Annotated in this window: 12 protein-coding genes; 5 read left to right on the forward strand and 7 right to left on the reverse strand. The window is 59.4% G+C overall.

Translation table 11 applies throughout. The annotated features are described in order from the left end of the window. The first annotated feature begins 200 nt into the window (after nucleotides 1-200). Together J3U87_RS18610 and J3U87_RS18615 are read left to right on the forward strand one after the other, a co-directional pair. Nucleotides 201-1,559, forward strand: coding sequence for a phosphomannomutase/phosphoglucomutase (locus J3U87_RS18610; protein ID WP_237377283.1), 1,359 nt, complete (start codon nucleotides 201-203; stop codon nucleotides 1,557-1,559). Between the two features lie 342 nt (nucleotides 1,560-1,901). Continuing rightward, nucleotides 1,902-3,140 (forward strand): hypothetical protein, encoded by a 1,239-nt coding sequence (locus J3U87_RS18615; protein WP_237377284.1) that lies wholly within the window; start codon nucleotides 1,902-1,904, stop codon nucleotides 3,138-3,140. A 5-nt stretch (nucleotides 3,141-3,145) separates the two neighbouring features. Here the strand turns inward: J3U87_RS18615 and J3U87_RS18620 are convergent, their stop codons facing one another. Together J3U87_RS18620 and J3U87_RS18625 are read right to left on the reverse strand one after the other, a co-directional pair. After that, nucleotides 3,146-3,517, reverse strand: a complete 372-nt coding sequence (locus tag J3U87_RS18620; RefSeq protein WP_237377285.1) for a hypothetical protein — start codon at nucleotides 3,515-3,517, stop codon at nucleotides 3,146-3,148. A gap of 56 nt (nucleotides 3,518-3,573) precedes the next feature. Beyond that, complete coding sequence (locus tag J3U87_RS18625; RefSeq protein WP_237377286.1) at nucleotides 3,574-4,578, reverse strand: hypothetical protein; 1,005 nt, start codon at nucleotides 4,576-4,578, stop codon at nucleotides 3,574-3,576. 412 nt (nucleotides 4,579-4,990) lie between these two features. Here J3U87_RS18625 and J3U87_RS18630 point away from each other — a divergent pair, with 412 nt between their 5' ends. Next, nucleotides 4,991-5,299 (forward strand): hypothetical protein, encoded by a 309-nt coding sequence (locus tag J3U87_RS18630; RefSeq protein WP_237377287.1) that lies wholly within the window; start codon nucleotides 4,991-4,993, stop codon nucleotides 5,297-5,299. A gap of 633 nt (nucleotides 5,300-5,932) precedes the next feature. Here J3U87_RS18630 and J3U87_RS18635 read toward each other — a convergent pair. The 4 genes from J3U87_RS18635 to J3U87_RS18650 all read right to left on the reverse strand — a co-directional run bounded on the left by J3U87_RS18635 (nucleotide 5,933) and on the right by J3U87_RS18650 (nucleotide 8,014). Further along, complete coding sequence (locus J3U87_RS18635) at nucleotides 5,933-6,388, reverse strand: PspC domain-containing protein (RefSeq protein WP_237377288.1); 456 nt, start codon at nucleotides 6,386-6,388, stop codon at nucleotides 5,933-5,935. Nucleotides 6,389-6,469: 81 nt separating this feature from the next. Further along, nucleotides 6,470-6,703 (reverse strand): hypothetical protein, encoded by a 234-nt coding sequence (locus J3U87_RS18640; RefSeq protein ID WP_237377289.1) that lies wholly within the window; start codon nucleotides 6,701-6,703, stop codon nucleotides 6,470-6,472. Then, nucleotides 6,700-6,993 carry a hypothetical protein gene (locus J3U87_RS18645; RefSeq protein ID WP_237377290.1) on the reverse strand — a complete coding sequence of 98 codons (294 nt, stop codon included), beginning with the start codon at nucleotides 6,991-6,993 and terminating at the stop codon, nucleotides 6,700-6,702. Before J3U87_RS18645 ends, J3U87_RS18640 begins: the two co-directional genes overlap by 4 nt. A 253-nt stretch (nucleotides 6,994-7,246) precedes the next feature. Continuing rightward, nucleotides 7,247-8,014 (reverse strand): PspA/IM30 family protein, encoded by a 768-nt coding sequence (locus J3U87_RS18650; protein WP_237377291.1) that lies wholly within the window; start codon nucleotides 8,012-8,014, stop codon nucleotides 7,247-7,249. Between the two features lie 434 nt (nucleotides 8,015-8,448). On the opposite strand from J3U87_RS18650, the gene gmhA reads away from it, so the two are divergent. Further along, nucleotides 8,449-9,015, forward strand: a complete 567-nt coding sequence (gmhA, locus tag J3U87_RS18655; protein ID WP_237377292.1) for a D-sedoheptulose 7-phosphate isomerase — start codon at nucleotides 8,449-8,451, stop codon at nucleotides 9,013-9,015. A gap of 201 nt (nucleotides 9,016-9,216) precedes the next feature. Continuing rightward, entirely contained in the window at nucleotides 9,217-10,311 is a 1,095-nt protein-coding gene (locus tag J3U87_RS18660; RefSeq protein ID WP_237377293.1) for a FecCD family ABC transporter permease, read from the forward strand. Nucleotides 10,312-10,412: 101 nt separating this feature from the next. Here J3U87_RS18660 and J3U87_RS18665 read toward each other — a convergent pair whose 3' ends face one another. Beyond that, a complete protein-coding gene (locus J3U87_RS18665) occupies nucleotides 10,413-13,949 on the reverse strand; it encodes a methyl-accepting chemotaxis protein (protein ID WP_237377294.1) in 3,537 nt (1,178 codons plus the stop codon). Nucleotides 13,950-13,997: the final 48 nt, after the last annotated feature.

Below are 13,997 nucleotides of genomic sequence, written 5' to 3' on the forward strand. Positions count from 1 at the left end.
GGGCCCCTTGGTTTCACGTCGGACGGCCGACCCTTCGGCGAGCCGTGGTCTCGCTTCCCGGTAGGGGAGAGCGTGCCGAGCCAAGGCCCTTGTGTTGGCCAGGACGGCCGTCTATACTGGCCGTGAAAAACTTCGGGTATCCACATCGAATGATTGAACGCAGTATTCAGAATACAAAAAAACGATAAAGGGGACCAGAGATGGCGGGCATTTTCAAAGCCTACGACATTCGTGGCGTTTATGGTGACGCGCTCAACAAGGACATGGGCTATCAAATCGGCTTGGCCTACAGCAATCTGATCGGAGCCGGCAAGACCATCGTGTGCGGACGCGACGGCCGTCCCCACTCAGAGGAATTACAGGCGGCATTTATCGATGGCGCCAGAGACGGCGGCACTCATGTGGTCAACATGGGCCTGTGCACCACGCCCACGTCTTATTTTGCCTGCTCTCGCGGTGGATTCGACGGTGCGGCGATGATTACCGCATCCCACAATCCCGGCCAGTACAACGGCATCAAGTTTTGCCGCGAGGACGCCATTCCGATCGGGTATGCCGAAGGCATCGATCGCATGGAAGCGGCCATTCAGCAGGACTCGCTCCACAAAAACGAAGCCCGCGGCTCTTTGTCGGAAAAAGATTTCAAGGACGATTACATCGCGTTTCTCGCCGATTCCAGTGCGTCGCGGCACCCCTTCAAGTTCGCCGTCGATTGCGGCAACGGCATGGGCGGCTTCCTGATTCGGGATTTTCTGAAGGCCGTCGATCAGGACGCCGTGGCGCTCTATTGGGATCTGGATTTCACCTTCCCCAACCACCTCGCCAACCCGCTGGATTTCGAAACCCTGGCCAAGCTGCGGGAAACCGTAAGCTCGCAGGGACTGGATTTCGGGGTGGCCTTCGACGGTGATGCCGACCGTTGCTTCTTCGTGGATGATCAGGGCGAAGTGGTGCCGGCCGATATCTTGACCACCCTGATCGCGGTCGACATGCTCAAGAAGAAAGGGCCCGGCGCGATCATCTACGACATTCGCAGCTCCAAGGTGGTGGCCGAGCAGATCAAGGCCAATGGCGGCACGCCGGTTCTCTGCCGGGTGGGTCACTCCTTCATGAAAGCCAAGTTGCGCGAGATGGACGGTCCCTTCGGCGGTGAGTTGGCCGGCCATTTCTACTTCAAGGATTTCTTTTTTGCCGACAGCGCCTTCTACACCATGACCACCGTCATGAACATCCTGGAAGAGGCCGGCAAACCTCTCTCCGAGCTGATCGCACCGTTCAAGACCTACGTGCCCTCCGGTGAAATCAACTTCAAGACCACCGAGGCCGATCGCCTCATCGAAGAAGCGCCCGTCAAATTCCCCGGCGGCGACGTGAACACCATCGACGGCATTCGCATCGATTTTCCCGATTGGTGGTTCTGCCTGCGCAAATCCAACACCGAGCCGTTGTTGCGCCTGGTGGTGGAAGGCGACAACGCCGATGTGCTGAACCGTCAGGTCGAATCGATCAAGGAATGGTTGATCGGATCGGGTGCGGAAGTTCAGGTCGGCGGGCACTGAGGCCACCGAGTATTTCGTCCGGGTGGGAAGTCGGTCACCGACGGCCTGCCCCCGACATCTCTATGGCTTTGGAGCAAGGATATTCTTTCTAATGTATTACAGGAGGGCGGGCATTGACCCGCCTTTTTTCATGCGCGAATAGGATCGCCAAGGAAAGCTTTGATCCGAAAAACATGGGGAGGTCGTGCGAAAAACTCTGATAAAGATCTCCGATTTGGCCAAATTGTTCCAAACCCTTGCCCCGACTAGAATGGAGGGACACCGGTAAACCGTTTCAGGACCGCATGCGCTCGGTGCGTCTTGCACGGTTTCGGCAAACTGATCGCGAGCGCGGCGATGGCCATGGCAAATGGAACCAAAAAAATCGGGCCCCGGATGCACCTGCACACGACCTTCCTGATCGTGCTGCTCGAGGACGACGTGCTTTATGGGGCCAGCACCATCGCGACGCTCGGCCACCAGCGCGACAGCCGGCGTATTCGCGACACGCTGGCTCAATTCGCGCGCTCCAACAGCTTCAAGGGGTACCGCAGCGAGTCCAACGGCCGCACCGGTTTCGTTCGCGGCCGCAATGGACACCGCGTCGAGGCCTATGCCGGAGACATCTGGCGCCGGCACGCGGGTGCCGACGCCTTGCGCGACGCCCTGTGCCTCGCCCTCGCCATTTCGCGATTGAATCCAGCCAGATCCTACAGCTCCCGCGAGTTGGCCGAACGGGCTTCCTCGTTGGACCCACACCGCGCCGCCCACCGCGGTCGGCTGTTGGTCAAGTTGGCGGCCTTTCATCACCAGCTTCGCGCCGGCGGCGGGTCTCGAACTTCGGCCGAGGTGCTGGACCGTCGCTTGCCCGCCAGCGCCTGGAAGGCCATGGTTCCCACGGGTACCCTACACCTGGCGCGACGTTGGGAGATGGGCCAGGTGGGAACCTTCCGCGAATTGGGCGATCCGCCATCGGCGGAGGCGGCGGTCGAAAACCGGCCTTTACACGAACTCGGCAACGTCGAGGGCGTTCCGGAGAAAAAGTGCGAAGCCAGGCGTCCTTCCCGGCCTGAACCGAATCGCACTGCCGATCGGGCGACCAGGGCGTGCGACGATGTCGGCTCCCCCCAACGCACGGCACCGAACGCTTCGATGGAGGCGGGTGCGGAAGCACCGTCCGGAGCTTGGTTGGTCCACTGCCACGAACCGGACGAAAGCCCGGCGCCGACAGAAACGGAACCCCGCCCCTCGGGAAGGCGCTCCCGCTTTTTCAGAGGAACCCGCATGGGTCGGCGATCACCGCAGCGCACGCTGTGTCTCATTCTAAGTCTTGTCGTGATTGTGTTTGGCTTTGGAAGCGGCGATGCGGAATCACCCCGGGAACGAGATGTGGTTACCAGACACAATCATCCCGTTCTGGCCGTGTGGTTCCCTACGCCGAGGGCTGACGACCTACTTGAACTCAACCAGACGTCCATCGATTCCGGTATCGGCAGGCTGACGCTGGAACCCGCCGGGGGTTCCCTGTCCGAACCGACCGTTCCCGAAAGGGAAGGGGCTGGTACTGCCATGTCGATGCGGGTCTTGCCGCAGGTTCCCTGATGTCGCTAGGCGAACAGGGAGATGCGACCACGGTTGTCGGGCGGATCGGGATCCGCTCCGAGCAGGTCGCCGGCTCTTTGATCTCCTTGGGTTTGCTCTTCGGTTCGCGCGCGATCGGGTGGATCGGGATCCGGACCGACGAGGCCGTCAGGTCGGTAGCTCCCCGCCTGCGTGCCGGTTCGAACCCGGTCGGGTGGATCGGGGTCCGGTGACACGGCCGATCTGGCCAGCGTCTCCGATGCCGAACTCAACTCGATGCGATCCGCGCCGAGCCCTGGCTGGTTTCGATCTGCCGCCACGTCGGTGGCCGCATTTCGTGGGTTGGGGTTTTGGTAGACCGCGGCAAGGACACCACGATCACCTTGTATCGTCGTCAAGGTTGACCTCCCTGGATGTAACCGAAGCGAACCCGCGGGGGTTCGTCAGCGGTGAATCAACCGGAGCAGTCCCAGGTCTGAACGTACTCCAGCATTTCTTGCGCGTAGGGGTCATTTGAGCGCGCGATATAGCTGCGCACCTCTTCGATCAATTCGGCGACACCTTCCTGCCGACATTTGCCGATGATGATCTTGTTGATGCGTGTTTGTATGATCTTGTCTTTGGCCCGCTGCTTCTCGAAAATCCGCTCGGCCTCGGCCGTGGCTTGCTCGCTCTCGCGGATGCGGCCGGTCAGCCCGTAGAAAAAGCCCACGTCACCCAGGGCGACGCCGATATTGACCTGATCGCGAATCCGTTGATACTCGGCCAGTTCACGCTCGCTGAAGTCGATGGCGGCCTTGAGGTTGCCGAGCCCGAAAGAGGCCCGGGCCTTGAGGTGGAAAAAGTGGCCGAAATGGGTGATGCCGGCGTTTTTGGCCGAATCCATGGCCACGTTCAGCAACTGGTCGGCTTCCACGTATTGGCGATTCATCAGCAGGACGCCGGCGAGGCCCAGTCGGGCCTTGAAGGCGTTGTGACCGATGCCGAGCTGGTCGTAAATCGTCTGGGCACGCGAGAAATAACGCTTCGCCTCCGCGGGGCGCTGCTCGTTGATGTGGATATAGCCCAGCAGATAGGCGCAGTGGGCCGACAGACGTTCCTCCGGATGATGCGAGAGGATGTATTCGGCCAATTCCCGTGCCGCTTTCGGTTCGCTGCGGATGAATTTGATCCAGGCCTTGCCGTACAGCATCTTCAGGTGGCCGGTTCGATCGAAATGCTGCTGAAAGAAGGTTTCGGCTTCGACGGCGCCGCGTTCGTCCAGCAGGCGCATGCCTTCCTTGTAATGGCGATCCGCTTCTTGGGGCGAAAGGGTGGTCATGACTTTGGATTCGGGGTCCGACGGGTTGCCGGCCGTGGTGCCCGGCGCGGTATGCTTCCCCTGTTGAAGCCCGATCAAATAGGCAATGGCCAAAGCCTGAATGACAATGACGGCCATCATCGCGGTTTTCGTGTTCACGGTTCTCGTCTCCGGTAGGAGGCCTGTCAGGTTGCGGGTAGGGCCCTGCCGTTTGTGAATGCGACGCGGCGATGCCGGCGAAACCGACCACCATCGAATAGGTTATAACGGGGAGGGTCCCTGACGTGAGCCTAACTGGGGCATGGAATATTTTTGAGCTGGCCTCGGACGTAGGGTGAACCCATATCAGCATCGGGTGATCCTACATGCGAAAAAAAACGTGCCAAGGTCTTCGGAACGCCAGCATTTTAACAAAGGACACCAGTATTTTTGGCATAAAAGACCATTCTTGCTTGGAGGGCCAGTATTTTCGTCTTTCTCCTCCGTCTTGCTTCGTGTATTTCGAAAGAGACCATCCACGGACACGGGTTTCAATGGACCCGCTCATCATCGTGAAGAGAGGAGAACGGAGATGACGAACGCCAGTAAGCTGGAAGTATGCGCCCCCGAATCGCTGGAATTGATCTTTTTCGATGAGGATGATTTCGAAAATTGGGATCCCGAGCGGTTATTGGAAACGGATGCGGTCTTCCTTTTACGCGACGTCGCCCGGATTTTGGCTTTCGACTTCGAGAGTTGGGCGGCGCGTGTGGAGGCCTTCACGGAACCCGAAAAAGTAGGTTTGGTGAAGGTGTGGGGGCACTGGTTTGTCAAAATGGCCGAATTCCATACCTGGTATGCCAACGGCGGTTTGGGATTTTCGCAAAAGTTGGTGTCGTGATCGAGGTACCGCTCGATTCGGGGCTCACCCTGGGCGCTTCCGGAAGCTGCGGTCTCGTACCGGAAAATCGCACCGACTACGGTCCAATAAAGCGATCAGGCATCGGGTTTCGGCTCGTCATTCGGCATTTGTTCGCTGCCGAGACCCGAAACCTGAACCCCTGCCGCATCTGACGCCGCCTTCCGCGGTGAGGCATGATCGGGCGCGTTTCGGTGGTTTTTCTGAGATGCCCAGGATCCAAACTCCGCGTTTGACTGCCCTGGTTGCCGGTTGACGGGACAGGGGTTGCGACCTCCGGCCCCGGCTTTCGGTGAGGCCGGTTCCTTCGTTTTTGGGCACAAAAAAAGCCGAGGAAATCCTCGGCTCGAAGTTGGAACAGGCGATGCCGTGAGACGCATCCCGGTCTCAGGGACGGGGATGCGACCGGCACAACGGAGGGAATTGGCGTGAATGGACGCGCCGGCAGCGAAGCCCGAGCTTCCATTCGGTGATCGTGCGGACCGGCCGTCGCAGCGACCGGTCACTCGTGGGAACTTTCCATGGCTTGATCGAAGGTAAGAAAAGACGCGGATCGCTCGATCGGATTACCTGAACCCGTATCGAGGAAACCCTATGGACGTCGCGTGAGGCCGATCAGAGGTTTTCGAATTTCTTGTTCAAAATGAATTCCTTGGAGGTGACCAGATCCTCCAGGCCGCGAATGCGTTCCTCGATGGTTTCGAATTGGTGATTCAATTCGCAGAGAGCCTCGTCCGGGGTCTTGTAGTCCTGCCAACGAGGCATGTCGCTAAGGTAATCGCTTTCGGAAGCGCTCATCGAAGACGAGGTGCCCGGTGCCATCCACAGCGCCAGGGCGATATAGGAAATAAAGACCAAGGGAAAGACGGGCCAAATAATGAGCGAAATGATGATGCCGACTCGCAACACTGTCGGCGACAGGTTGAACGCTGCGGCCAAGCCGCCACAAACGCCCGCCAACCACCGATCGTTTCTGGAACGCGGGATGCGCCGGTTACCGTAAGGGCAGGCGCGGCCAAACCCCCTGAACGCCGTTTTGTGATACGAGCGATTACTTGTGCTGAATGCCATGGGAAAGCTCCTTCATCTATATGTCTTTTCATTCATCGAAGGTTCACGTCGAAGTGGGATGCCTTTGCGAACGTCGTCCACTCAGGAGTGGTACCCATTTCGTTTCAACTTTTTGGGGTTAACCATAAAATAGATGATCGTCCCGACGAGAACCAGGGTCAGCACACTTTTGCTGAAGAGAAAGTGGATTACCATGGCGAAGATGCTGCCCACCAGGTGCAGCAGATTGACACCGACGCTGAAAACGGCTCCGGCCAACCAGATGGCCAATAGGACGGCGGCGACGACGAGGATGGTTTCGACTACTTTTTTCATGAGGACACCTTCCCTTGCGACTCCTGATAGCGCGGCTCCGTGTGGCCCTTCAGGATTTCTTCGAGGTTCGCCAGGCGCCGTTGCAGGTTTTCGGCGCGAGCCCGAAGTTCGTTTTGGTCTTCAGCGGAAAAAGTTTTGATCTTCTGTTTGCCGGGTTTCTCGGCGTTTTTGGCGGTATGGGGGATGCGTGCGTCCAGCACGCGATTGATGATTTTGTAGGTAAAACACATAAAGAGAATGGTGACGGGTGTAATGAATAGCACCACGATGGGAATGAAAGATTCGTTCATGGTCCCCTCCGATCTTCAACTCTGCTTGCAAGCGATCCTTTGACTTGTGTTGGTGAACGCCGTTCGGTGCCTGATTCGGCAAAAGCATTTCGGGCGATCGGACCGGCGCGGATCCGTCCGGTAAGTGGATGGCATCCGCTCGGATGCCGCGCGATCTCGAAGCTTTTTCGATTCTTACGGTTGTTCGGGAGAAAAAGGGCTCCTGAGCCGCCCCTCTCCCCGAGGTGTTGTACGGCTATGGGAAGGCGTAGGATCAGCTCGCGTTTTTGGCGGGGGCCGCTTTGGCTTCCTCGGCGAAGGGATCCGGCTTGGGGTCGATGGGGTCGGAGGTGGTTTCGAACCGGCTGGGCAGCTCGCTGGCGTTCTCGCCGTTCTCGACACCTTTCAGGCGCTGCAACTCCGCTTCGATTTCTTCGCCGTGGACGAGATCGACGAATTTCTTTTCGAGCGAGTTGTTGCTGATGCTCATGACTTCCGCTTCGGCCTGGAAGCGGTCGATGCGCTTTTCGTAGTTTTCGAATTTGGCGAAAGCGCCGGTCGTGTTGAGCTTGTAGATCTTCTCTTCGACCCGGCGACGGGTCACCGCGCTCTGATGGCTGGCGATGAGCATGCGCTGGCGGGCGCGGGCGTTGGCCAACTTCTCTTCGAGGCGCGAGATGTCGCTTTGGTACTGAGAGGCCAGGACATCGACCTCGTCCAGCCGCTTCTTGTAGTGTTGGCACTTGCGCTCGCTGTCCAGTTTCTGTTCCAGCGCTTCGCGAGCCAGATCGTCTCGTCCCTTTTTCACGGCCAACTGTGCTTTGGTGGCCCACTCCTGCTGGCGTTTGGTTTCGTTTTCCAGCAGGCGAGTGGTGCGGATTCTGTCGGCGACAACCTCGGCAGCCGATGATTTGACTTCAGTTAAAGTATCTTCCATCTCGTGGATCATCAACTTCACCATTTTCTCGGGGTCTTCGGCCTTGTCGAGCATGGCGTTGACGTTCGAGTTGATGATCTCACTGATTCTAGAAAAAATACCCATATGTTCCTCCTAGGCTATTTCGCGACACAGACGGCGAATTGCAAAGCCATTGCCAAGCCGGGATTGTGTGTGTAAGTCTCTGTATTTATTTTGTTTGTGCGTTTTTAGCGGATTCGGCGCCAGCATACCGGCGCACGTCTCGGACCAGGCTTGTCGAAAAGCGCAAGGTGGGTTTGCGAATTTTTAATGATGTTGGCGAATCTGCAAAAGTGGATTCGCTCCGCCATCGGAGCCGCCACCCGAGTCCCATTCCGACGATGCCGCTGGCCGATGCCTTTTTCCAGAGCCCGCTTCAACCGGGGGCCGCGAGCGGGTATGATGGGAGCCGAGTTGCGGTCGGAGTGCGGCGCCCGGTTTTTTGGCCATGTCATTTCGACCGCGCCACAGGTTTTATCCCGGGATCCTCGATCTTGGGCGTCAGAGAGGAAAGAACTATGGAAACCAAATTGGCCGCGGATATCGACGAACACATCGCCCTTTTTCAAGAGGTCCGGCAATCCCTGTTGGGTGAAGTCGTCGCGGTGGGACGACAGCTCTGGACCTGCATGGAGCGCGGCAACAAGATCCTGGTCGCCGGGAACGGCGGATCCGCGGCCGATGCGCAACACTTCGCCGCGGAACTGGTGGGTCGCTACATGATGGAGCGACGCGCCCTGCCGGCGATCGCCTTGACGACCGACACCTCGATCCTCACCGCGGTGGGTAACGACTACGGCTACGATCAGGTGTTCAGCCGCCAGGTCGAAGGACTGGGCAAGGCCGGCGACGTATTCATCGGGATCAGCACCAGCGGCAACAGCGAGAACCTGGTTCGTGCGCTCGAGAGCGCCAAAGCCCTGGGCGTCACCACCGTGGCCCTGGTGGGCAAAAGCGGTGGCAAAATGAAGGACCTGGCCGATATCGTCCTGCTCGTCCCCTCCCAGAACACACCGCGCATCCAAGAAGCGCAGCAATGGATTTGGCACACCTGGTGTTCCCTGATCGATCAGTTCCACGGCTGATGGCGCGCTGCCCGACAGCCGGACCTCGAAGGTGACGACTGAACGGACCCGGTGGCGGGCATTTGGGGCCCGGTCGGGTTCATATCTATTGATAGATGGTGTTCCGGTGAGCATGGACGGCCGATACCTCGCGACCTCCCCGAGCGGATCGATTCCGGAGCATCGCGCGACATTCCGTCGTTAACGGTTGGAGACTCATACATGGCGCAGACTTCTCAGGCGACGAAAGCAGGTTCGCAGGACGATCCGAGCGACGCGAGCTCCACCGCTCGAACCACCGGAGCAGGTGCGACGCGCCTTGGTTCGGGTCGACGCCAGGTTCGTCTCTGGCATTTGGCCGGCCTTTGTGGCCTGTTGACGGTCGCCGCGCTGGCGGGTTCGCTGTTGGGTGTCACGCACCTGCCCCTGGCGGAAATCTTCAATCCCGAGAGTACCGGCTACCAGATCTTCTGGAACCTGCGCGTGCCGCGAGTCTGCGTCGCGTTTCTCGCCGGAGCCGGGTTGGCAAGTTGTGGGATGGTGTTCCAGGCCTTGTTCCTCAACTCGTTGGCGACGCCCTACACGCTCGGTGTTTCCAGCGGGGCGGCTTGCGGCGCCGCCTTCGCCATCTACCTGGGCGGCATGTCGGGACTGGCCACCGGATTCGGGGTGATGAGCGGCGCGCTTTTGGGCGCCACCACCTCGGTCATCCTGATATTGGTCTTCAGCCAGACCCGCATGGGCCATCAGCGCCACGTGATGCTTCTGGCCGGCGTGGCGGTCAGCTTCTTTTTCTCGAGCCTTCTGATGCTGATTCAGTCACTGGCCTCGTTTTATCAGTCCTTTCAAATCATTCGCTGGCTTTTGGGCGGCATTTCGGTGGCGGGCTATCGCGAGGTAGGTTACCTGGCGCCCGTCGTATTGTCGGGTTGCGCCTTGATCTTCCTCTATCGCCGCCACTTGAACCTGCTGTTGCTCGGCGATGACCTGGCCCATGCCCGCGGCCTGGCGGTGCCCACCACGAAACGGGGCTTGGTCGTGCTGGTTTCGATCATGGTGGCGGTGATCGTCAGCGTGACGGGCCCGATCGGGTTCGTCGGCCTGGTCACACCCCATGTGGCGCGTTTGGTCTGGGGCAGCGATCACCGCGACCTGATTCCTGTCACCTTCCTCGGCGGGGGCATCCTGCTGGTGATTTGCGACCTTATCGCGCGGTTGATTCTGGCGCCGTCCGGCTTGCCCGTCGGAGTCGTGACCTCTTTGATCGGGGCACCTTTCTTTTTTACCTTGCTGATGCGCCGGCCCTATCGTTTTTGAGCGGGCGCTTCGATAACCGGCTGGAGCGTGCGCGGCCTTCGACCGGGATTCTTCGGTTGGTGATGTGCGGAGCCGGGTGTGGACCCCGACTCCGCCAGGTTTCAGTATTTACCGAATTCGGAATCGTCCAAGGAGATGATTTTGTTGGGATCCAGGCTGCTGCCCTTGTGGGGCGCCGGACTGGACCCGTAGTTGACGTTCTGCGAGTTCACCGGCGAGCCGTAGCCCGTACTCACGGGAGCGGGGCTGGCTGCCGGACCCGGAGCGATACCGGCCGCGGTGGACACACCCATCTGCTGCGCCATGAACTGCTTGAAGGCCTGCATCATCTCCGGTGACAGGTTTCCGCCGATTTCGGGGACTTCCTTCTTCTTGAGTTTGAATTTCGTCAGGAGTTCGTTGAGCTGCACGGCTTGGCTCGACAACTGCTGACTGGCCGCCGCACTCTGTTCGGCGTTGGCGGTGTTCTGTTGGGTGACCTGCTCCAACTGACCCAGGGCTTTGTTGACCTGGGCGATGCCCTGCGCCTGCTCGTTGCTGGCCGCGGCGATTTCGGCCACCAGGTCGGTCACCTTGGTGATGCCCTCGACGATTTCGGTCAGGCCCGTCGCGGTTTGACCGGCGATCGAAGTGCCCTGGTTGACCTTCTTGATGGATTCTTCGATCAGTGCGGTGGTCTCCTTGGCCGCGTTGGCGCTGCGGGCCGCGAGGTTGCGTACCTCCTCGGCGACGACCGCGAAGCCCTTGCCGTGAACTCCGGCACGAGCCGCCTCGACCGCGGCGTTCAAGGCCAACAAGTTGGTCTGGAAGGCGATCTCGTCGATGACCTTGATGATCTTCGAGATGTTTTTGCTGGATTCGTCGATTTCCTTCATGCTTTCCAGCATTTCCTTCATCTGGCTGTTGCCGCTCTCCGCACTCTTGCGGGAGTGGGCCGCCAATTGGTTGGCCTGGGTGGCGTTCTCGGCGTTCTGTTTGGTCTGCGATGCCATCTCCGCCATGGAAGCGGTGATCTGTTCCAGCGCCGCGGCCTGCTCGGTCGCGCCCTGGGAGAGACTCTGGCTGGCATCCGAAACCTGACGGGCACCGGTATTGACCTGCTCCGAGGTGACCCGTACCTTGCTCAGAATGTCGTTGAGCGATTCCAGGGTCTGGTTCAGCGAATCCTTGAGGGCGGCGTGGTCGCCCTGGTAGTCACTGGTAATGAAGGCCGTCAGGTCACCGGCGGAAACGCTCTCCAGTTTTTCCTTCAGGTCGCTGATGGGGGCCACGATCGCGTCGATGATGTTGTTGATGCCTTCCATCATGGGGCGGAACACATCCGAAAGGTGCTCCGTCGAACCCCGACGGCGGAGGTTGCCGTTCGTGCAGGATTCGATCACCGTGTTGACCTCGTCGCGATAGACGCTGCGGTCGTTGTAGTCGACCCACTCCACGGCGTTGCCGATGAGGTCTCCCGAATCGTCGTACAGGGCGGTGGCGTTCAGTCCGAATTCGAGACCGGCGACCGTGATTTCCGACTTGTAGGGCAGGTTGCGCGGGTCGCCGAGTATGGAACGCTGGTGGGCCGGATTCTTGTGGAAAATATCGATGCAGGTCCCCAGCAGGCGGGATGCATCGAAACTGGCGAAGATCTGGCGAAGCTGGGACTGGTATTTGGTCAGCAACTGCGTGACCGCCGGGTTGCAATAGGTGATGCGGAATTCCTTGTCGCACATCATCAAATTGGTGGCGGCCCCTTCGATCATCGATTCCAGTGAGCGCACCCGGGTGGCTTTCTCGCGGGCCTCGGTCACGTCCTGCCATTCCAGTGAGTTTCCGATGTACTCGCCGTTGCCGTCGAACATGGCCGAGACGTTGAGCTCGAAGATCATCGGCCCGACCTGGATGTCCGCGCTGTGGGGCAGGTTGTCGGGGTTGTTCAGGATGCCCCGTTGGTATTCCGGCTTCACGTGGAATTTGTCGACACAGGTGCCGATCATGTTATCGGGATCGAAACCGGGGAAGGCACTTTGGAAATGCGACTGATGCTTGCGCAGCAATCGGAGCGAGGCGGGGTTGATGGTGCGGATGATCAGGTCGCGGTCCACGGTCATGACGGCCGTACCCGAGCCCTCGACCGCCGAAGTCAGGCGCGAGATCTCGTCTTCCCGAGCGCGGGTTTCGGTGACGTCGTACCACTCGAGCGCGTTGCCGATGTACTCGCCCTTCTCGTCCATCATCGCGGTGACCTGAAGGTTGAAGATCAGGTTCTTGACCTGGATGTCGGCGGTATAGGGCAGGTTGTCGGGATTGGCGAGAATGCGGCGCTGGTGTTCGGGGTCCTTGTGGAAACGGTCGATGCAGGTGCCGATCAGGTTCTCGAGGGAAAATCCCGGAAAGACCGATTGGAAGATGGGCAGGTTCTTGCGCAGCATCTTGTCGGTGGCGGGGTTGATGTAGGTGATGACGAGATCGCGATCGACCATCATCATGGCGGTGCCGGAACCCGTGACCGAGGAGTACAGTCGGGAGACCTGATCTTCCTTGGCCCGAACCTCGGTGACATCGTACCACTCCAGGGTGTTGCCGAAATATTCACCCTTGTCGTCGATCATGGCGGTGACTTGGAGATTGAAGATGAGATGGGCCACCTGGATGTCGGTGGTGTACGGCAGGTTGCTGGGGTCGTTGAGGATCTGGCGTTGGTGGCTGGGATTCTTGTGGAAACGGTCGATGCAGGAGCCGACCAGTCCCTCCATCGTAAATCCCGAATAGGCCGACTGAAAGACGGGCAGGTGCTTGCGCAACATCTTGTCGGTGGCGGGGTTGATGTAGGTGATGACGAGATCGCGATCGACCATCATCATGGCGGTGCCGGAACCCGTGACCGAGGAGTACAGTCGGGAGACCTGATCTTCCCTGGCCCGAACCTCGGTGACATCGTACCACTCCAGGGTGTTGCCGATGTATTCCCCCTGATCGTCGACCATGGCGGTGACCTGGAGGTTGAAGATGAGATGGGCCACCCGGATGTCGGTGATGTAGGGCAGGTTACTGGGGTCGTTGAGGATCTTGCGCTGGTGACTGGGATCCTCGTGGAAACGGTCGATGCAGGTGCCAACCATGTTCTCCAGCGAAAATCCCGGGTAGGCCGCCTGAAAGACGGGCAGGTGCTTGCGCAGCATCTTGTCGGTGGCGGGGTTGATGTAGGTGATGACGAGATCGCGATCGACCATCATCATGGCGGTGCCGGAGCCCGTGACCGAAGACCGCATGCGGGTGGCCTCGAGGCTGGTTTCCGAGCTCTGCTCGGCACTGGCGAGCGTCACGACCGCTCCCTGGGGTTCGCCCTCTTCGTCGAGGGTCGGTACCACGCGCATGGTCGCGCTACGCGGATTGGTGGTGCTGCCCCATTCGAGCACTTCCTCGACGGTTTCCGCATCGCGCAGTGCCTGATCCACCGGCGTACTCTTGCGTTTGGAATAGAAAGCCGTCCAAGCCTTTTTACCCACAACGGTTTCCGGTGCCTTTCCGGTCAACGTCGTGCAGGCCTGATTCCAAGCGACGACCTTGGCGGCGGCGTCGACGGCAAAGGTCGCGATGGGTAGCTCGGCGAACAAAACTGCAAAATCTACAGTCGCGGAGCCTTGGTTCATGATGTCCTCCTCTTTTTGCTGTAACCGCTCTGCTCGAACTGCCGAACG

It is taken from the genome of Sulfidibacter corallicola (assembly GCF_017498545.1).
Lineage (GTDB): Bacteria > Acidobacteriota > Holophagae > Acanthopleuribacterales > Acanthopleuribacteraceae > Sulfidibacter > Sulfidibacter corallicola.

What these genes read in the sequence shown, in the direction of transcription:
- J3U87_RS18635 (WP_237377288.1), bottom strand. Translation starts at nt 6,388, where the DNA reads ATGGCATTCAGCACAAGTAATCGCTCGTATCACAAAACGGCGTTCAGG.
- J3U87_RS18650 (WP_237377291.1), bottom strand. Translation starts at nt 8,014, where the DNA reads ATGGGTATTTTTTCTAGAATCAGTGAGATCATCAACTCGAACGTCAAC.
- J3U87_RS18645 (WP_237377290.1), bottom strand. Translation starts at nt 6,993, where the DNA reads ATGAACGAATCTTTCATTCCCATCGTGGTGCTATTCATTACACCCGTC.
- gmhA (WP_237377292.1), top strand. Translation starts at nt 8,449, where the DNA reads ATGGAAACCAAATTGGCCGCGGATATCGACGAACACATCGCCCTTTTT.
- J3U87_RS18610 (WP_237377283.1), top strand. Translation starts at nt 201, where the DNA reads ATGGCGGGCATTTTCAAAGCCTACGACATTCGTGGCGTTTATGGTGAC.
- J3U87_RS18665 (WP_237377294.1), bottom strand. Translation starts at nt 13,949, where the DNA reads ATGAACCAAGGCTCCGCGACTGTAGATTTTGCAGTTTTGTTCGCCGAG.
- J3U87_RS18630 (WP_237377287.1), top strand. Translation starts at nt 4,991, where the DNA reads ATGACGAACGCCAGTAAGCTGGAAGTATGCGCCCCCGAATCGCTGGAA.
- J3U87_RS18660 (WP_237377293.1), top strand. Translation starts at nt 9,217, where the DNA reads ATGGCGCAGACTTCTCAGGCGACGAAAGCAGGTTCGCAGGACGATCCG.
- J3U87_RS18640 (WP_237377289.1), bottom strand. Translation starts at nt 6,703, where the DNA reads ATGAAAAAAGTAGTCGAAACCATCCTCGTCGTCGCCGCCGTCCTATTG.
- J3U87_RS18615 (WP_237377284.1), top strand. Translation starts at nt 1,902, where the DNA reads ATGGCAAATGGAACCAAAAAAATCGGGCCCCGGATGCACCTGCACACG.